This is a genomic window from Pseudomonas sp. 8BK, from assembly GCF_902506475.1.
Classification (GTDB): Bacteria; Pseudomonadota; Gammaproteobacteria; order Pseudomonadales; family Pseudomonadaceae; genus Aquipseudomonas; species Aquipseudomonas anguilliseptica.
Genome location: NZ_LR733252.1, coordinates 739584 through 757335, shown reverse-complemented (window position 1 = coordinate 757335; position 17752 = coordinate 739584). Strand labels below are relative to the sequence as shown.

Annotated in this window: 15 protein-coding genes; 11 read left to right on the top strand and 4 right to left on the bottom strand. The window is 61.2% G+C overall.

Annotated features, from left to right (window positions below; all coding sequences use genetic code 11):
* The first annotated feature begins 135 nt into the window (after window positions 1-135).
* Window positions 136-630 carry an RDD family protein gene (locus tag ACIN8IBEIGE_RS03360; RefSeq protein WP_160013416.1) on the top strand — a complete coding sequence of 165 codons (495 nt, stop codon included), beginning with the start codon at window positions 136-138 and terminating at the stop codon, window positions 628-630.
* A 61-nt stretch (window positions 631-691) separates the two neighbouring features.
* Here the strand turns inward: ACIN8IBEIGE_RS03360 and lptG are convergent, their stop codons facing one another.
* The gene (gene lptG / locus ACIN8IBEIGE_RS03355) at window positions 692-1753 is read right to left on the bottom strand and encodes an LPS export ABC transporter permease LptG (RefSeq protein ID WP_160013415.1); all 1062 of its coding nucleotides are present in this window, start codon (window positions 1751-1753) and stop codon (window positions 692-694) included.
* Complete coding sequence (lptF, locus tag ACIN8IBEIGE_RS03350; protein WP_090383466.1) at window positions 1746-2867, bottom strand: LPS export ABC transporter permease LptF; 1122 nt, start codon at window positions 2865-2867, stop codon at window positions 1746-1748. Before lptF ends, lptG begins: the two co-directional genes overlap by 8 nt.
* Window positions 2868-3010: 143 nt before the next feature.
* Here lptF and ACIN8IBEIGE_RS03345 point away from each other — a divergent pair, with 143 nt between their 5' ends.
* The 9 genes from ACIN8IBEIGE_RS03345 (at window position 3011) to rlmF (ending at window position 13751) form a co-directional block, all read left to right on the top strand.
* Window positions 3011-4501 carry a leucyl aminopeptidase gene (locus ACIN8IBEIGE_RS03345; protein WP_160013414.1) on the top strand — a complete coding sequence of 497 codons (1491 nt, stop codon included), beginning with the start codon at window positions 3011-3013 and terminating at the stop codon, window positions 4499-4501.
* A 55-nt stretch (window positions 4502-4556) separates the two neighbouring features.
* Entirely contained in the window at window positions 4557-4976 is a 420-nt protein-coding gene (locus tag ACIN8IBEIGE_RS03340) for a DNA polymerase III subunit chi (protein WP_160013413.1), read from the top strand.
* A gap of 195 nt (window positions 4977-5171) precedes the next feature.
* Entirely contained in the window at window positions 5172-5576 is a 405-nt protein-coding gene (locus tag ACIN8IBEIGE_RS03335; protein WP_160013412.1) for a DNA polymerase III subunit chi, read from the top strand.
* Between the two features lie 106 nt (window positions 5577-5682).
* Window positions 5683-8514, top strand: a complete 2832-nt coding sequence (locus tag ACIN8IBEIGE_RS03330; RefSeq protein WP_160013411.1) for a valine--tRNA ligase — start codon at window positions 5683-5685, stop codon at window positions 8512-8514.
* 136 nt (window positions 8515-8650) lie between these two features.
* Entirely contained in the window at window positions 8651-10114 is a 1464-nt protein-coding gene (gene nhaC / locus ACIN8IBEIGE_RS03325; protein ID WP_160013410.1) for a Na+/H+ antiporter NhaC, read from the top strand.
* Window positions 10115-10325: 211 nt separating this feature from the next.
* Entirely contained in the window at window positions 10326-11702 is a 1377-nt protein-coding gene (nhaD, locus tag ACIN8IBEIGE_RS03320; protein ID WP_160013409.1) for a sodium:proton antiporter NhaD, read from the top strand.
* 54 nt (window positions 11703-11756) lie between these two features.
* Window positions 11757-12053, top strand: coding sequence for a helix-turn-helix domain-containing protein (locus ACIN8IBEIGE_RS03315; RefSeq protein ID WP_160013408.1), 297 nt, complete (start codon window positions 11757-11759; stop codon window positions 12051-12053).
* Window positions 12054-12068: 15 nt separating this feature from the next.
* Complete coding sequence (locus ACIN8IBEIGE_RS03310; protein WP_160013407.1) at window positions 12069-12632, top strand: VTT domain-containing protein; 564 nt, start codon at window positions 12069-12071, stop codon at window positions 12630-12632.
* A 90-nt stretch (window positions 12633-12722) separates the two neighbouring features.
* Window positions 12723-13751, top strand: a complete 1029-nt coding sequence (gene rlmF / locus ACIN8IBEIGE_RS03305) for a 23S rRNA (adenine(1618)-N(6))-methyltransferase RlmF (RefSeq protein ID WP_160013406.1) — start codon at window positions 12723-12725, stop codon at window positions 13749-13751.
* A gap of 139 nt (window positions 13752-13890) precedes the next feature.
* Here the strand turns inward: rlmF and ACIN8IBEIGE_RS03300 are convergent, their stop codons facing one another.
* Together ACIN8IBEIGE_RS03300 and ACIN8IBEIGE_RS03295 are read right to left on the bottom strand one after the other, a co-directional pair.
* Complete coding sequence (locus tag ACIN8IBEIGE_RS03300) at window positions 13891-15129, bottom strand: SLC13 family permease (RefSeq protein WP_160013405.1); 1239 nt, start codon at window positions 15127-15129, stop codon at window positions 13891-13893.
* Between the two features lie 230 nt (window positions 15130-15359).
* On the bottom strand, window positions 15360-16727 hold the full coding sequence (locus ACIN8IBEIGE_RS03295) for a hypothetical protein (protein ID WP_160013404.1): 1368 nt from the start codon (window positions 16725-16727) through the stop codon (window positions 15360-15362).
* Window positions 16728-16899: 172 nt separating this feature from the next.
* Between ACIN8IBEIGE_RS03295 and ACIN8IBEIGE_RS03290 the strand changes: the two genes are divergently transcribed.
* Complete coding sequence (locus ACIN8IBEIGE_RS03290; RefSeq protein ID WP_160013403.1) at window positions 16900-17694, top strand: ABC transporter substrate-binding protein; 795 nt, start codon at window positions 16900-16902, stop codon at window positions 17692-17694.
* The last annotated feature ends 58 nt before the right edge of the window (window positions 17695-17752 follow it).

Sequence of the window (17752 nt, the reverse complement as noted above, 5' to 3'; positions counted from 1 at the left end):
ATCCATGGCGGCCACCCTTCGAGCCGTCGCTACGCGACGCTGAAAATCACTCCTGGTCATTTTTATGGTCGAGCATTCCCACGAATGCCGTATTGTTGCCGCCATTCTGCTAGCCGATTGAGTAACGAGCCGTCCATGCCGAAACACCTACTGCGCCCGCAGGGTGAATTCCCCAGCGCGGGATTGATCCGCCGCCTCGCCGCGATGTTTTATGACTTTCTGCTGTGCATCGCCTTGCTGATCGTCGTGACCTTTATCTACAAGTTGATCCTGATGGGTTTCTACGGAGAGGCGCAACTCAAACAGATGTCCGACGCGGGCGCATTAGATGGCGACCCCCTGCTCTCGACTGTGCTGTTTCTCAGCCTGTTTGGCTTCTTCGCCAAATTCTGGACGCACAACGGCCAGACCCTGGGCATGCAGGTGTGGGGCCTACGTATCCAGAACAGCGACGGTACAGCGATCAGCATATGGCAAGCATTGCTGCGCTTTCTGGTCGCCATTGGTTCCTGGCTACTGCTGGGCCTGGGCTTTTTCTGGGTGCTTTGGGATAAAGAAAAGCGCAGCTGGCATGACATCTACTCGGACAGCCAGGTGATTCAGCTGCCGAAGAATATCCACAAGAAGTAACCAACAGGCATGAAAAAGCCGGCGTACACACTGGGTGCACGCCGGCTTTTTTACGCCTGAATCAACCTGCGCGGCGTAGCAACCAGACGCCGGCCAGCGCGCAGATACCGGCAGGAATCAAGACCGCCAGCAACGGCGAGAAGCCGAACACCAGGCTCGACGGGCCGAGCAGATCCTGGCTGATCTTGAACACAAAGCCCACCAGCACACCAGTAAATACGCGCTGCCCCAGGGTTACCGAGCGTAGCGGGCCGAAGATAAAGGAGATCGCCATCAGCACCAGCGCAGCCGTTACCAACGGCTGCAGCACCTTGGTCCAGAACGACAACCAGTACTGGCTGTTATTCAGCCCCTGCTCGGCCAGATAATGGATGTAATTCCACAGACCGGTCATCGACAGCGCGTCCGGCGCCAACACCACGGTGCCAAGCAGCTGTGGCGTCAATTCAACATCCCAGCGCTCACTACCCTGCTTAATGACCTCACTGCTACGCTCACGGAAGTGCGTGGTTGTAACATCTTCCAGCTGCCAGTGATCGCCCTGATACTGCGCACGTCGCGCGAAGCTGGATGACTGCATGCGCTTGTGTTCATCGAAGCGGTAGCGAGTAACGCCCAGCAGCACGCCACTGGGCTGCACGGCGTTGATATGCACATATTCCTGCCCCTGGCGATGCCACAGACCGCGCTTGGCGCTTTGCGCCTCACCGCCGCCCTGAGCCATGGCACGACTGGCCTGAGCCTGGTTTTCACTATAGGGCGCGAGGTACTCACCAATCAGCACACCGACCAGCATCAGCACCAGCATCGGCTTCATGACTGCCCAGACAATCCGACCGATCGACACCCCGGCCGCACGCATGATGGTCAGCTCGCTATTGCTGGCTAGCGAGCCCAAGCCGATCAGGCAGCCAATCAGCGCGGCCATTGGCAGCATTTCATAAATGCGTCGCGGTGCCGTCAGCAGTACATAACCGAGGGCATCAAGCAGGCTGTAGTTGTCCTGGACATCGCCCAGCTCGTCGATAAAGGCAAACAACAGCGCCAGGCCAACAATGATCCCCAGCACGGCAAGGATGGCGACAAACACCTGCACGCCAATGTAACGATCCAACTTAACCACGGGCCACCTCCTGTGCCACACGACGGGCCGCCCAGCGCAAACGCAGCGACTCCCAATAAAGCAGCAGTAGCCCGATCAATACGAACACCCCATGCACCCACCACAAGCCAAGCGCTGCGGGGATTTTCTCTTTATCCAAGGCGCCACGCGCGCCAATCAGCAATGCCAGGTAAGCCATATAAAGCAGAATGGCTGGCAACAGTTTGAGGAAGCGCCCCTGGCGTGGATTAACTCGCGACAGCGGCACAGCCAGCAGGGTGACCACGAACACCAGCACCGGGATCGACAAGCGCCACTGCAGCTCGGACTGCATGCGCGGCTTGTCGCTGCCAATCAGCTCGCGCGTCGGCATCGCCTCGCGGTCGGTGACCTCCACCGCCACTTCTGGCTTGGGCAGCAGCACACCGTACGTGTCGTATTTGATTGCGCGGTAATCGGCCTGACCCGGATTGCCGTCATAGCGGTAACCATTCTCCAGAATCAGGTAGCGGCTGCCATCGGCCTGGATCTCCTGACGACCGGACTCGGCCACCAGCACGGAGATGCCGCGCTCCTTATCACCCTGGCTGGACAGCTGCTTCTCGGAGATAAACACCCCAGACAACTCCCCCCGATCCTCGGACAACTCCTCGGTATAGGTCACCCGCGAGCCGTTTTTCATCGATTGAAAACGCCCCGGCACCAGAGTATCGAGCTCAGTCATGGCGCTCTGCTGATTGAGAATCCGCGCCACATGCTCAACGCCTTGCGGAGCCAGGCCCAGGCTCAACCAGCCAGCCAGCAAGGCCACCAAGGCCGCCGGAGCCAGGCTGTAAGCAAACAAGCGCTGCTGGCTCATGCCGGTGGCCGAGAGCACAGTCATCTCGCTGTCCAGGTACATCCGCCCATAGGCCAGGAGAAAGCCGAGGAATAGCGCCAATGGCAGAATCAACTGCAGGAAGCCGGGCACCCGGTACGCCATGATCATCAGCAGCACTCCAGGGTCGAGCAGACCCTGCGCCGCCTGGGCCAGGTAACGGATAAAGCGACCACTCATAATGATGACCAACAGCACCGCGCTCACGGCGCTCAAGGTCAACAACACTTCACGGGACAGATAACGGAAGACGATCAAACCAGACACTCCAGGGTTGTCAGGCTCAGGCGGCTAAGATCAAACTAGCCGCACTGCTTGCCGGCTCGCCCAACTGGCGAACCATCGAAAAATAGCCGGCATTATCCTGCAATACTGACGCCTTGTCTTGGGGACACCACGTAATGGAATTTATTGTTAAAAGCGCGCGCCCAGAAACACTAAAAACCGCCACCCTGGTTATCCCTGTTGCTGAGGGCAAAAAACTCGGCGAAATCGCCAAGGCCATCGACACCGCCAGCGCAGGTGCAATCAGTGCTCTGCTCAAACGCGGCGACCTGGCCGGCAAGGTCGGCCAGACCCTGCTGGTGCACAATCTGCCGAACCTCAAGGCCGAACGCGTGCTGCTGGTCGGCACCGGTAAAGACAGCGAATTGTCTGACCGCCAACTGCGCAAATTGATCACCAGCGTTTACAGCAGCCTGAAAAATCTCGGCGGCAGTGATGCGGTGCTGGCGCTCGACGAGCTGCAAGTCAAAGGCCGCGGCAGCTACGGCAAAACCCGTCTGATAGTGGAAAGCCTGGCCGATGCCGGCTACTGCTTCGACCGCTTCAAAAGCCAGAAGGCCGAAGCCGGCGCGCTGAAAAAACTTACCCTGCTCACGGGAAAAGCCTGCCTGACCGACGCCGAGCGCGCCAGCACGCACGCCCAGGCGATTGCCGCCGGCATGGCCTTTACCAAGGACCTCGGCAACCTACCGCCGAACCTCTGCCACCCGAGCTATCTCGCCGAAGAAGCGAAGAACCTGGGCAAGGCCTACAAAAATCTGAAAGTCGAAATCCTTGATGAGAAAAAACTCAAGGAACTCGGTGCCGGCGCCTTCCTGGCCGTGGCCCAGGGCAGCGACCAACCGCCACGGATGATCGTCATGCAGTACCAGGGCGGCAAAAAATCTGAGAAACCCTACGCCCTGGTCGGCAAAGGCATCACCTTCGACACTGGCGGTATCAGTATTAAGCCGGCGGCCGGCATGGATGAGATGAAGTACGACATGTGCGGCGCTGCCAGCGTATTCGGCACCCTCAAGGCCGTGCTGGAGCTGCAACTGCCGATCAACCTGGTGTGCCTGCTGGCCTGCGCCGAGAACATGCCGAGCGGCGGCGCCACCCGCCCAGGCGATATCGTCACCACCATGAGCGGGCAGACTGTGGAAATCCTCAACACCGACGCCGAAGGCCGCCTGGTGCTGTGCGACACCCTGACGTATGCAGAACGCTTCAAGCCGCAGGCGGTGATCGACATCGCCACCCTCACCGGCGCCTGCATCGTGGCCCTGGGCAGCAATGTGTCCGGCTTGATGGGTAACAATGACGAACTGGTGCAGCAGATCCTCGGCGCTGGCCTGACCGCCGACGACCGCGCCTGGCAGCTGCCGTTGTATGACGAGTACCAGGAGCAGCTGGATAGTCCGTTTGCCGACATCGCCAATATCGGCGGGCCGAAAGCCGGCACCATCACCGCTGGCTGCTTCCTCTCGCGCTTTGCCAAAAACTTCCACTGGGCGCACCTGGATATCGCCGGTACGGCCTGGATCAGCGGCGGTAAAGACAAAGGCGCAACCGGTCGTCCGGTGCCAATGCTGACCCAATACCTGCTGGATCGCGCCAAGGCCTGACTACCCTGTAGCCCGGACTGCATCCAGGCTACGCCTTTCCATACGCGGAATCGCAATGCCCCGAATAGAGTTTTACGTCCTTTCTTCCGCCATACCGGCCGACCGTCTGCGTGCGGCCTGCCAGTTGGCGATGAAAGCCTGGCGCGCCGGTATGCCGGTTTTTTTGCGCGGCAGCAATGCAGCGCAGTGCAGCGAGGTGGATGAACTGCTGTGGCGCTTCAAAGCGGAAAGCTTTGTGCCACACAGCCTCTACGAAGAAGACGCCCAAGCACCGGTAGTTATCGGCCTGGACGAAGTGCCCACCAGCGCGCAGGGCGTGCTGATCAACCTGGGCAACACGCTTTCGCCGCAAGTCGAGCACTTCAGCCGGGTGATTGAAATCGTCAACCAGGAGCCCGATCGACTGACCGCCTGCCGGGAGAATTTCCGCAGCTACCGGCAGCGCGGGTATGATCCAAAACGAGTCGAACTCTAGCAGGCCGTTGAAAAACCGCCTGCGTTGGCAATACTGCGTTAAAAGCGGCCTCGGAATACTCATTTACAACACGTAAACTCGTGTGCGAGCCCAGTCCGCTTCCTCGGCGCTTTGATCAGCCGAAGGCTGTTACTAATGTAGCGCCTTGTCTTGCCTGCCTCGCCTACGCTTTTCAACCGCCTGCTAGTTGCAAATATGGACACCCCAAAACCGCCGCAAAAACCCGCCCAACTGCTGAACGACCTGGAGTCGATCCGCCAATTGCTGGGCGATGAAAACCTCGAACCACCGCTGCTGGTCGACTCCCTCGACCCGGATAGCATCCCCTTGCTTTCGGATATCGTTACCCCGCCACCCAGCGTGGCAGCGATAGCGCCAGCACCTGCGCCCAAGCCAGCGGTTGCGCAAACCCTGCGTGAAACCGTCAGCCAGAGCGTCAACCGCGACAGCGAACTGAACCGGCTGGACAGTGAACTGCGCGCTGCGGCCCAGTTGATCCTGCAGGATGTGATCGACGATTTCGTACCGCAGATCGAGGCCGAGCTGAAACGCCGCCTGGATGCGCGCCTGACTCGCTTGCTGCCGCCGCGTCGGCCATAACCACGCCCACCAGTCAGCCGTACCGCGCGCGCCCTTACGTCATACAGGCCATCCCCGCTATACTTGCCGGCTTTTCCGTCTAGCCGTCATAAGGGTCCCGCCGCGCATGGACAAGACCTACCAGCCGCACGCCATTGAAACCGCCCTGTATCAGAACTGGGAAGCGAACAACTATTTCGCCCCGCAGGGTTCGGGCGAGCCCTACAGCATCATGATCCCGCCGCCGAACGTCACCGGCAGCCTGCACATGGGCCATGGCTTCAACAACTCGATCATGGACTGCCTGATCCGCTTCCGCCGCATGCAGGGCCGCAACACCCTGTGGCAGCCGGGCACCGACCACGCGGGCATCGCCACCCAGATGGTGGTCGAGCGCCAGCTTGCTGCTGAAGGTGTCGGCCGCCACGACCTGGGCCGCGAGAAGTTCCTGGAGAAGGTCTGGGAGTGGAAGGAACAGTCCGGCGGCACCATCACCCGGCAGATCCGTCGCCTGGGCTCCTCGGTGGACTGGTCGCGCGAGCGCTTTACCATGGACGAGGGCCTGTCCGAAGCGGTTAAAGAAGCCTTTGTGCGCCTGCACCAGGATGGCCTGATCTACCGCGGCAAGCGCCTGGTCAACTGGGACACCAAGTTCCACACCGCCATCTCCGACCTCGAAGTGGAAAACCACGACGAGAAAGGCCACCTGTGGAACCTGCGCTACCCGCTGGCCGACGGCAACCAGACCGCCGACGGCAAGGACTACCTGATCGTCGCCACCACCCGCCCGGAAACCATGCTCGGCGACAGCGCCGTGGCCGTGCACCCGGAAGACGAGCGTTACAAGGCCCTGATCGGCACCTTCGTCGAGCTGCCGCTGGTGGGCCGCCGTATCCCGATCATCGCCGACGATTACTGCGACCCCGAGTTCGGCACCGGCTGCGTGAAGATCACCCCGGCCCACGACTTCAACGACTACGAAGTCGGCAAGCGCCACAACCTGCCGCTGCTGAATATCTTCGACAAGGATGCCCAGGTTCTCGCCAAGGCTCAGGTGTTCAACATCGACGGTAGCGTCAACGCCGAGATCGACGGCAGCCTGCCGGCCGAATACGCCGGCTTGGACCGTTTCGTCGCCCGCAAGCAGATCGTTGCCGCCTTCGAGGCCGCCGGCCTGCTGCAGAGCATCGACGACCACGCCCTGAAAGTGCCGAAGGGCGACCGCTCCGGCACCGTCATCGAGCCCTGGCTGACCGACCAGTGGTACGTCTCCACCAAGCCGCTGGCCGAGAAAGCCATCGCCGTGGTCGAGAGTGGCGAGATCCAGTTCGTGCCCAAGCAGTACGAGAACATGTACTTCAGCTGGATGCGCGACATCCAGGACTGGTGCATCAGCCGTCAGCTGTGGTGGGGCCACCGCATCCCGGCCTGGTACGACGACGCCGGCAACGTGTATGTCGGCCGCGACGAAGCGGAAGTCCGCACCAAGCACAACCTGGGCGACGCGCCGCTGCGCCAGGACGAAGACGTGCTCGACACCTGGTTCAGCTCCGGTCTGTGGACCTTCTCCACCCTCGGCTGGCCGCAGCAGACCGACTTCCTCAAGACCTTCCACCCCACCGACGTGCTGGTCACCGGTTTCGATATCATCTTCTTCTGGGTCGCCCGGATGATCATGCTGTCCACCCACCTGACCGGGCAGATCCCGTTCAAGACCGTGTACGTGCACGGTCTGGTGCGCGACGGCCAGGGCCAGAAGATGTCCAAGTCCAAGGGCAACGTGCTCGACCCGCTGGATATCGTCGACGGCATCGAGCTGGACGCCCTGCTGGAGAAACGCACCAGCGGCATGATGCAGCCCAAACTGGCCGAGAAGATCGCCAAGCAGACCCGCGCCGAGTTCCCCGAGGGCATCGCCGCCTACGGTACCGACGCCCTGCGCTTCACCAACCTGGCGCTGGCCTCCACCGGCCGTGACATCAAGTTCGACATGGGCCGCGTCGAGGGCTACCGCAACTTCTGCAACAAGATCTGGAACGCCGCCAACTTCGTACTGGAAAACACCGACGGCCAGGACACCGGCGTCAATGGCGAGCCGGTTGAGTTGTCCTCGGTGGACCGCTGGATCATTTCTGCCCTGCAGCGCACCGAAGCAGACGTCACCCGCCACCTCGACGCCTTCCGCTTCGACCTGGCCGCGCAAACGCTGTACGAGTTCATCTGGGACGAGTACTGCGCCTGGTACCTGGAGCTGGTCAAGCCGGTGCTGTGGGACGAGAACGCACCCATCGAGCGCCAGCGCGGCACCCGCCGTACGCTGGTGCGTGTGCTGGAAGTGGCGCTGCGTCTGGCCCACCCCTTTATGCCCTTTATCACCGAAGAAATCTGGCAGCGCATCAAGGCGCAGGCGGGCGTCAGCGGCGACACCATCATGCTGCAGGCCTGGCCAGTGGCAAACGAGAGCCGCATCGATGCTGCGGCCGAAGGCGATATCGAGTGGGTCAAGCAGCTGATGCTCGGCCTGCGGCAAATCCGTGGCGAGATGAAAATCTCCATGGCCAAGCGCATCGACATCATCCTGGCCAACGCCAGTGACGAAGACCGCCGCCGTCTGGCCGACAACGCGCCGCTGCTGAACAAGCTGGCCAAGCTGGAATCGGTACGCGTACTGAGCGCCTCCGAAGAAGCGCCGATGTCCGCTACCGCTCTGGTTGGCGATATGCAGGTGCTGGTGCCAATGGCCGGGCTGATCGACAAGGACGCCGAACTGGCGCGCCTGGACAAGGAAATCGCCCGTCTCGACGGCGAGGTCAAGCGCGTCGGCGGCAAGCTGAGCAATGAAGGCTTCGTCGCCAAGGCCCCGGCCGAAGTGCTCGATAAAGAGCGCGCCAAACTGGCCGAAGCCGAGCAAGCCCTGAGCAAGATGGTTGAGCAGCGCGGCAAGATCGCCGCACTCTGATCCACTGGTAACACCCGTAGCCCGCGCCCTAATCGGCGCGGGTTTCTTTTTTGTAGGAGGGGTTCAGCCGCGAGCTTTAACAGAAAAGTCGCGACTGAAGCCCCTCCCACGGCTCACCTGATTTACCGGTACACCCATGACTGATACACGCTCCCCTTCCCTGCTTGATGCCCTGCTGCCGATTGGCGTGCTGGTGGTGTTGCTGGGTCTCTCCGTTTACCTGTATGGCGACAGTTCCTCCAGCGGGCCGAACCAGATCGCACTGATGTGTGCGGCCTTTGTCGCCGGCCTGGTCGGCCTGAAGAACGGCCTACAGTGGGCGCAGATCGAAGAAGGCATCCTCGCTGGCATCCATATGGCGATGAAGGCCAACCTGATTCTGCTGGCAGTCGGCGCCCTGATCGGCACCTGGATTCTCGCCGGCACTGTGCCGACCATGATCTGGCTCGGCCTCAAGCTGATCTCTGCAGAGTACTTCTACGTAACCAGCTGCCTGATCTGCGCCCTCACCGCGCTGTCCATCGGCAGCTCCTGGACGGTTGCCGGCACCCTGGGCATCGGCCTGATGGGTGTGGCCGCCGGCCTGGGCCTGGACCCGGCGATTACCGCCGGGGCGATCATTTCCGGCGCCTACTTTGGCGACAAACTCTCGCCGCTGTCAGACACCACCAACCTGGCACCCGCTGCAGCCGGAGCGGATCTGTTTGCGCACATTCGCCTGATGCTGCGCACCACGGTGCCGGCCCTGTTGATTGCCCTGGTGCTGTTCTTTATCCTCGGCCAGCAGGCCAGTGCCAGCCATGACACCGCACGCATCGCCGAGGTGCTGACGGCGCTGGAAGCTCAGTTCAGCCTGGGCTGGCACCTGTTGCTGCCGGTGGCGCTGCTGCTGTTTCTCGCCGTGCGCCAGTGGGCGGCCTTTCCGGCGGTGTTTGTCGCCGCGCTGCTTGGCGGCATCTTTGCCGTGGTCTTTCAGCCCGAGGTAATGGCCCGCCTGGCCGATCCAGCCGCCGGCAGTCTGGCACCGCTGAAAACTGTGTGGAGCGCATTGTTCGCCGGCTACGAGTCAAACAGCGGCAACCCCGCGCTGGACGGTCTGCTGTCCAAAGGCGGCATGGCCAGCATGCTCACCACCGTGTGGCTGATCATCTGCGCCATGTGCTTTGGCGGCGTGCTGGAAAAACTCGGCCTGCTGCAGCGCCTGCTGCAAAGCACCCTGCACCTGGCAAAAAGCACCAGCAGCCTGATCGCCAGCACCATTGCCACCACCATCGGCACCAATATCATCACCGCCGACCAGTACATCGCCCTGGTCCTGCCGGGCCGCATGTACCGCGCCGAGTATGAAAAACGCGGGCTGGCACCGGTCAACCTGTCGCGCGCCCTGGAAGACGGCGGCACCCTGACCTCGGTGCTGGTGCCGTGGAACACCTGCGGCGCTTATATGGCCGCGACCCTCGGCGTGGCGACCCTGAGTTACCTGCCGTACTGCTTCTTCAACCTGCTGATGCCACTACTGGCAATCTCTTTGGCCTTTATCTTCCCGCCGCAGGCCATCATGCCTGCCCACGCCGAACGCGACGACCTGTCGCAGGCCTGAGCCGAAACCCGCCCGCGACTGCGTATCCCGCGCAGTTCGGGCGCGTCAGCGCTAACCCATCAGTCAGAAAACGCCGGCGCAAGTCGCAGGCAGACTCGCTGGCGATAAATACCCTCCCAATTTCCGAGTATTTCAGGCATCTTCGTCGACGCATCAAAAGCCTCCGGCACCTCTAATTCAATAAAAAAGCCCTGCAAATGGAATTCTGACCATGTATGCGTTGATGGCATTGATCTTTGTCCTCGGTTACCTGTGCATCGCTCTCGAACACCCGCTGAAAATCGATAAAGCCGCGTCAGCCATCCTCACCGCGGTGATCTGCTGGACCCTGCTGGTACTGGGTGCGGACAGCATCCTGCCGTTGATCGGCGCCGCTACCGCCGGCGCCAGTGGTAATGACCATCACGTCACCGAAGAGCTGCGCCATCATCTGGGTGAAATTTCCGAGATACTGTTCTTCCTCATGGGGGCCATGACCATCGTCGAGCTGATCGATGCCCATGAAGGTTTCAAGGTCATCACCGACCGTATTCGTACCAACAAGCGCGTCACCCTGCTCTGGGTGGTGGCGCTGATCACCTTCTTCCTCTCGGCCGTACTGGACAACCTGACCACCACCATCGTCATGGTTTCGCTGCTGCGCAAACTGGTGGCTGACCAGAAAGAGCGCTGGTTCTACGTCGGTATCGTGGTCATCGCGGCCAACTCCGGTGGTGCCTGGTCACCCATCGGTGACGTGACCACCACCATGCTGTGGATCGGCAACCAGGTCACCACCAGTGGCATCATCGCCAATCTGTTTATCCCCAGTGTGGTCTGTCTGCTGGTGCCGCTGCTGGTACTGAGCATGGTCATGAAGGGCGAAATCCAGCGCCCGCAGCTCAGCGAATCGGATGAGGAACGTCGCGACCCGACCACACCGTTCGAACGCAATCTGGTATTTATCCTCGGCATCGGCGCACTGGTGTTTGTGCCGATCTTCAAGACCGTGACCCACCTGCCGCCCTATATGGGCATCCTCTTCGGCCTGGGCGTGCTCTGGGTGGTTACCGAGGTGATTCACCGCGGCAAGAACGACGAAGACAAGCACCCGCTGTCGGTGGTTGGCGTCCTGCGGCGCATCGATACCACCAGCGTACTGTTCTTCCTGGGCATCCTACTGGCGGTCTCCAGCCTGGCCACCGCCGGCCACCTGACCCAGGTCGCCGTCGCGCTGCGTGAAAGCCTGGGTAATGTGTATGCGATCAATATCGCTATCGGCCTGCTGTCGTCGGTGGTCGATAACGTGCCGCTGGTAGCCGGCGCCATGAAGATGTACCCACTGGTCACCCCAGAGGCGCTGGCACTGGCCGGTGCTGACACCGCCTGGCTGAACAACTTCCAGGTCAACGGCACCTTCTGGGAAATGCTGGCCTACTGCGCAGGCACCGGCGGCAGCTGCCTGATCATCGGCTCGGCGGCCGGCGTTGCGGCGATGGGCATGGAGAAGATCAACTTTATCTGGTACCTGAAGAAGATCAGCCTGCTGGCCTTCCTCGGCTACATTTCAGGAGCCGCGACCTATATCGCGATTGCCACCCTGAGCTGACCGTCAATCAGGCCGTGCGCCTCCGGCGCACTGCATCACGCCAGGTATATGCCCATGGATGTCAGCAAAACCCGCAGCAGTTTCTACCGCCGTCTGTACGTGGCCTGGCTGATCGACAGCGGCACCGCCACCAACGTGCCTACATTGATGGACGCCACCGGCATGCCCCGGCGCACCGCCCAGGACACCTTGAACGCCCTGGCCGAGCTGGATATCGATTGCGCCTTCGCCCAGCAAAGCGGTGAGCGTAATAACGCCGGGCACTATGAGATTCGTGACTGGGGCGCGATCAATCCACAGTGGATTGCCGCCAACCTGGCGCAGATAAAAGCCGTACTCGGCTACCCCTGAAGCCACGAGGCCGTCATGCGCAGTTCCTCCCGCCTGCTGCTGGTCATCCTGTTCCTGCTGGGCCTGTTCGTGCTGTTCGAAACCCTGGGCATACGCGCGCAGTTCAACCTCGACGCCTTGCAGGCGCTGCTCCTGATGCACCCGGTCGTCGGCCTGCTGTTGTTTACCCTGCTATTTGCTCTGGGCAATCTGATCCAGATTCCCGGCTGGGTATTTCTCGCCGCTGCGGTGCTGGCCCTGGGACGGGTATATGGCGGCGTCGTCACCTATATCGCGGCCTGCGTGTCCTGCACCGTCACCTACATCGCCATTCGCTATCTGGGCGGAAACGCCCTGCGTGAGCTGGACAACCCACTGGCGCAACGTCTGTTAAACGGCCTTGATCGCCACCCACTGGCCAGCATCATCAGTCTGCGCATACTGTTTCAGACCGTGCCGGCGTTGAACTACGCGCTAGCCTTATCTGGCGTGCGCTTTCGCATCTACCTGCTCGGCACCCTGCTCGGCCTGCCGCTACCCATTGCCTTGTACTGCGTGTTCTTCGACTACCTGGCCATGCTGCTCAATATTGCCCACTAGGGCCGACCTTCAGCGTTTACCTCCAGTCAGCAAGCAACCTGCGCCCAGCTGTGGGAAAATCCCGCGCCCCAAGCCTTAGATTCGCCTGCCATGTCCTTGCCGCCGAAACGTCCCAGCCGTAAACCTGCCGCACCGCGCACTGCGCCCAGTAAACCTGTGGCCAGCCCGGCCGATGCGACCAAGGGCCAGTTGCACCCACGCAATCGCCACCAGGGCCGTTATGACTTTCCCGCGCTGATCAAGGCCAGCCCGGAGCTGGCGGCCTTCGTGATCATCAACCCCTATGGCAAGGAGAGCATCGACTTCGCCAACCCGGCGGCGGTCAAGGTGTTCAATCGTGCGCTGCTCAAGCAGTTCTATGGCATCACGCACTGGGATATTCCGGCGGACTATCTATGCCCGCCAATTCCGGGGCGTGCCGATTACCTGCATTGTCTGGCCGACCTGCTGGCCGCCAGCAATGGCGGCGAGATCCCACGCGGGGCCAGGGTGCGTGCGCTGGATATTGGCGTCGGGGCCAACTGCATCTACCCGCTGCTGGGTCACCGCGAATACGCCTGGCAGTTTCTCGGCTCGGACATCGCCGCCAGCGCCATCGCCTCGGCCAAAACCATCGTGCAGGCCAATCCGGGTTTGAGTGAGGCGATTGAGTTGCGCCAGCAGCGCGACAGCGCACGTATCTTCCAGGGTTTGCTGCAAGCCGAAGAGCGTTTCGACCTGACGCTGTGCAACCCGCCCTTCCATGCCAGTGCGGAAGAAGCCAGCAGCGGCAGCAAACGCAAATGGCGCAACCTCGGCAAGCTCGACCCCAAACGCAAACTGCCAGTGCTGAACTTCGGCGGTCAGGCGGCAGAGTTGTGGTGCAAGGGCGGTGAAGCGGCGTTTGTCAGCCAACTGGTCAAGGAAAGCGCCGAGATTGGCCAGCAGGTACTGTGGTTCAGCAGCCTGATTTCCAAGGCCGGTAACCTGCCGGGCGTATACAGCGCACTGAAGAAGGCCGGCGCGCTACAGGTGCAGACTGTGGAGATGGCTCAGGGGCAGAAGCAGAGCCGCTTTGTTGCCTGGACCTTTCAGACGGCGGAACAGCAGCAGGCCTGGCGCAAAGCCCGCTGGTCGTAGGCTGGCAATGCGATGGCACGGCGAACGTAGGTTGGGTTGAGGAGCAACGCGACGAAGCCCAACAGGGTATGCCGGTACACGTTGGACTTCGCTGCGCTCAGCACCAACCTACCAGTTACACGTAACGGCCATATCCCATCTACCAGGGCAGCCAGCCGCCCAATGCCAGCCATAGCCCAGCCACGCCCATGCTTAGCAGGGTTACCGGCACGCCGCTGCGGGCAAAATCGATAAAACTCAGCGGCACGCCCTGACGCCGCGCGCTTTCGGCGACGATCAGATTCACCACGCTGCCGATCAGCAGCAGGTTGCCGGCCAGCGTCGACATGATCGCCAAGCCCACCAGCAAGGCCTCGCCGGCCTCCGGCAACACGCCCAACAGCAACATCACATAGGGCACATTGCCAATCAGGTTGCCGGCCAGCAGCGACAAGCTCGCCAGGGTGATCACCCCATGGGGTAACAGGCCCAAATCGGCCAGATTGCCGGCCAGAGCGGCGACCTGCGGCAGGCCCATCGCCGCGCCCGTCACGGTGAACAACCCGGCAAACAGCAGCAACAGGTTCCAGTCGACCTTCTGCACATAGTCGCGGCTGTCCACCCGCCGCGACAGCATCACCAGCACCGCAATCAACAGGGCGGAAATCTCCCGCGGCATGCTGGTGGAAAACAGCCCGAGCAGCACCAGGCTGGCCAGCAGCGGTTTCAGGTAACTGCGCGCGCCATAAATGTGCTGCACCGGGGTTTCCGCCTGCACCGCCGGCTTGGCCGTACCCCAGCGTTTGCGCCACTGCAGCCAGATCACCGCATAGGTGATGGCTAACGCCGCCAGTGCCGGTGGGCCGGCAATCCAGGTGTAGGACCAGAAATCCAGGCCACCAGCCTGGCCAATCAGGATGTTCTGCGGATTACCGATCAGGCTGGCGCTGGAGCCGGCATTGCACGACAGCGCCAATGCCAGGAGAAACGGCCGCGGGTCGAGGCCACGGGCCAGCAGGCTGTGGCACAGCAGCGGAGTCAGAGCGAAGGCGACGATATCATTGACCAGCAACGCCGACAGCACACCGCCCAACAGGACCACCCCCAGCAGCAACAGCACCGGCTGCTCGGCATAGTGGCTGAGTTGCTGGTTAAGCCAGGCGTACACACCAGAGAAGTCGAACTGCGCACTGATCAGCATCAGCGCCAACAGCAGCAACAGCGCGCCGGCATCCAGATGGCTGGCTGCCTCGCTGGGTGTCTGCGCACCACTGACCAGCAACAACACCGCCGCGCAGCCGGCAATCCAGCTGCGATCAACGCGCAGGCCACGGATGCCCCCTGCGGCCATGCCCAGGTAGGTCAATACAAACAGAATCGATACGACCCAAACGGTCATGCCAGCCATCCCCTCATGCCCGCGCGATTGCGCTGCAGCACTCTAAAGGGCGTGAGGCTGACGGGGAACTGGCCGCAAAGAAAAAAGCGCCAAGCGCAATTTTCAACACCGCGCAACGACGGCCCGAAGGGTGGCCGCCGCGGATGGCAGCCCATAAAAAGCCGGCGCGACGGCCGGCTTGTTTGCTACTCGGGCAGACGCAGGCAGCGCGCCTGACCACAACAGGCGTATTACTTGAGCAATTCGAACACCGCCACGTTGCCGCTCTTCTCCAGGCCGGTGACCAGGAAATGCCGCCCCTCACGCTCAACATGAGCCAACCCTTCCGGCGCCAGGTTGCCGGAGCCTGCGCCTTCACCGGCACCCACGACCTGCAACACCTTAGGTTGCTCGGCCTGGTCAAGGTCGATCAGGGCCAGGGCATCGGCGCGCTCCAGGGTCGCCACCGCCAGACGTTTGCCGAAGGCATCGAAACTCACCACACCTTCCGGCTCGCTGCCCTTGTTGGGACTGCGTGCATCCGGGTAAACACCAGCCTGAGCGGCCATATCATCCAGCTGGCTGCCGGTATCACCGAGCAGCTTGCCGCTCATGGCATCGAACACACTGACAGTGCGTCCACCACCGCTGGGCAGGCCAGCCTTGGTCTTGGCGATTTTCGGGTCGGTATCACCTTCGTCGGCGCTAACCAGGTAACGGCCATCGGCGCTCACCGCCAGGGCATCCGGCTCGCGCAGGGCAAACAGCTCGGCCGCCGGGGTGTATTTTCCGTCATCGACGATATCCGCGGCATGGCGCACGGTACCCAGACCAAACACCTTGTCCAGCTTGCCTTGCAGCACATCAACCACCGCAATCGCGTTGTTCTCTTGCAGGCTGACGTAGGCACGCGCACCGTCCGGGCTGAAGGTCACGTATTCCGGCTCGATATGCTCGGGGCTGGTGCCGAACGGCACTTTCAACTCTTCGCCGTCGATCACCCGCTCCAGCAGACGCTTGTGCTCAGCCTGGGTCGCGCCCTCAACATCTTTCAGGTCCGGCAGGGTGATCAGGCTGTGCTTGGCCGCCGCCACGCCGCCACTCAGGTCGATCAGACTGATCGAGCCTTCACCGCTGCGAAAACCCTCGCCGTCACGCACATAGCCTTCACCTTCGTTGGCCACCACGATGAAGTCGCCATTGGGCGAAAACGCCAGGCTGTCAGGCCAGATACCAATTTCAACGGTATTAAGTAGCTTGCCATCGGCCACCGAACGCAACTCGACACGACCGTTTTTCAGGCCATCGCTATTGCGAATACACACGGCAAACAGGTCTTCGCTGGGGTGGAAAATTACCGAGGTGATTTCCCCCGTGCCGGCTGCCACCAGGTTATGCCGGGCAATGCGCTTGAGCCCCTTGGCCGCATCCAGCTGCAGCACATCGACCAAGCCTTCGGCGCTATTGGACACAATCACGCGCATGCTCGAAACCTGCGCGCTGACAATTTCAGTGCCGGCAGCGAAGCCGCTCTCGTACAGCGCCAGGGGTTTAAGCTCAAGAGCAGAGGCCAATGGAGCCAGGGCAAACAGCGCGCAAAGTGTAGGGATTCGCAGCACAGCAACTATCCTTATGCAGAAACATGGGGATTGAACAAATCCGCAGCAGTCTTCACCCGCACGATGACGTTTTAATGAAGTATTAATGGCGTTTTATCTGCGTCTGCGCAGTGGTATTACTAGGCCATAAATACATGCAGGCGATATTCCCGGTTGTCACTAAGGGGCTTTAATGAAGTGGAAAAACCTGTTCGTCGCGTTCTGCCTGCTGCTGGGGCTGCCCGCGCAATCCAGCGAACAGCCAGAACTGAAGATCAGCGTTGGCGACTGGCCGCCTTATTTGTCCAGCGACTTACAACACAACGGGGTGATTGCCCACCTGATCAGCGACCTGCTCGCCGATGAGGGCTATCGCGTCACGTTCCAGTTTCTACCCTGGCCACGGGCCTATGCAGCCGCGGCTGCAGGCCGCTTTGACGGCACTGCGGTATGGATGCACAAGACCGAGCGCGAGGCGGACTTTCTGTTCAGCGCGCCATTGCTCGATGAACAGTTCGTGTTCTTTCACCTGAAAAGCCTACCCTTTGACTGGCAACGCTTTGACGACCTCACCGGCATGACCCTCGGCGGCGGCCTGGAATACAGCTACGGCCCACAGTTCGATGCCTTTCTCGCCGAGAACAAGGTGAAGATCGAGCGCGTTTCAAACGACCAGCAGAACTTCGAGAAGCTGCTCAAGGAGCGCGTGGTGCTCTACCCGCAGGAGATGAACGTCGGTTACGCCGCCCTGCGCAGCCACTTCAGCGCGGCAGATCAGGCCAAGATCACCCATCACCCGAAGCCGCTGCTGGTCAATCTGAGCTACCTGATGCTGCCGAAAAACCTGGAAGGCAGTCCGGCGCTGCTCGATCGCTTCAATAAGCGCCTGCAGCTCTACCGTGACAGTGGCCGTTATCAGCGTTATTTCGATGATCTACAGCAAGGCAAGTACCAGCAGGTGCCGTCAGCATCACCCACAGACGAGTAAAAGCCGGTCTTTTATGCACAACTGACTAGAGTGTTTTAGAGAATCACATGCACACCCA

Coding starts and splice junctions, on each gene's coding strand:
- ACIN8IBEIGE_RS03360 (WP_160013416.1), top strand. CDS start 136: ATGCCGAAACACCTACTGCGCCCGCAGGGTGAATTCCCCAGCGCGGGA.
- ACIN8IBEIGE_RS03345 (WP_160013414.1), top strand. CDS start 3,011: ATGGAATTTATTGTTAAAAGCGCGCGCCCAGAAACACTAAAAACCGCC.
- ACIN8IBEIGE_RS03340 (WP_160013413.1), top strand. CDS start 4,557: ATGCCCCGAATAGAGTTTTACGTCCTTTCTTCCGCCATACCGGCCGAC.
- ACIN8IBEIGE_RS03335 (WP_160013412.1), top strand. CDS start 5,172: ATGGACACCCCAAAACCGCCGCAAAAACCCGCCCAACTGCTGAACGAC.
- ACIN8IBEIGE_RS03330 (WP_160013411.1), top strand. CDS start 5,683: ATGGACAAGACCTACCAGCCGCACGCCATTGAAACCGCCCTGTATCAG.
- nhaC (WP_160013410.1), top strand. CDS start 8,651: ATGACTGATACACGCTCCCCTTCCCTGCTTGATGCCCTGCTGCCGATT.
- nhaD (WP_160013409.1), top strand. CDS start 10,326: ATGTATGCGTTGATGGCATTGATCTTTGTCCTCGGTTACCTGTGCATC.
- ACIN8IBEIGE_RS03315 (WP_160013408.1), top strand. CDS start 11,757: ATGGATGTCAGCAAAACCCGCAGCAGTTTCTACCGCCGTCTGTACGTG.
- ACIN8IBEIGE_RS03310 (WP_160013407.1), top strand. CDS start 12,069: ATGCGCAGTTCCTCCCGCCTGCTGCTGGTCATCCTGTTCCTGCTGGGC.
- rlmF (WP_160013406.1), top strand. CDS start 12,723: ATGTCCTTGCCGCCGAAACGTCCCAGCCGTAAACCTGCCGCACCGCGC.
- ACIN8IBEIGE_RS03300 (WP_160013405.1), bottom strand. CDS start 15,129: ATGACCGTTTGGGTCGTATCGATTCTGTTTGTATTGACCTACCTGGGC.
- ACIN8IBEIGE_RS03290 (WP_160013403.1), top strand. CDS start 16,900: ATGAAGTGGAAAAACCTGTTCGTCGCGTTCTGCCTGCTGCTGGGGCTG.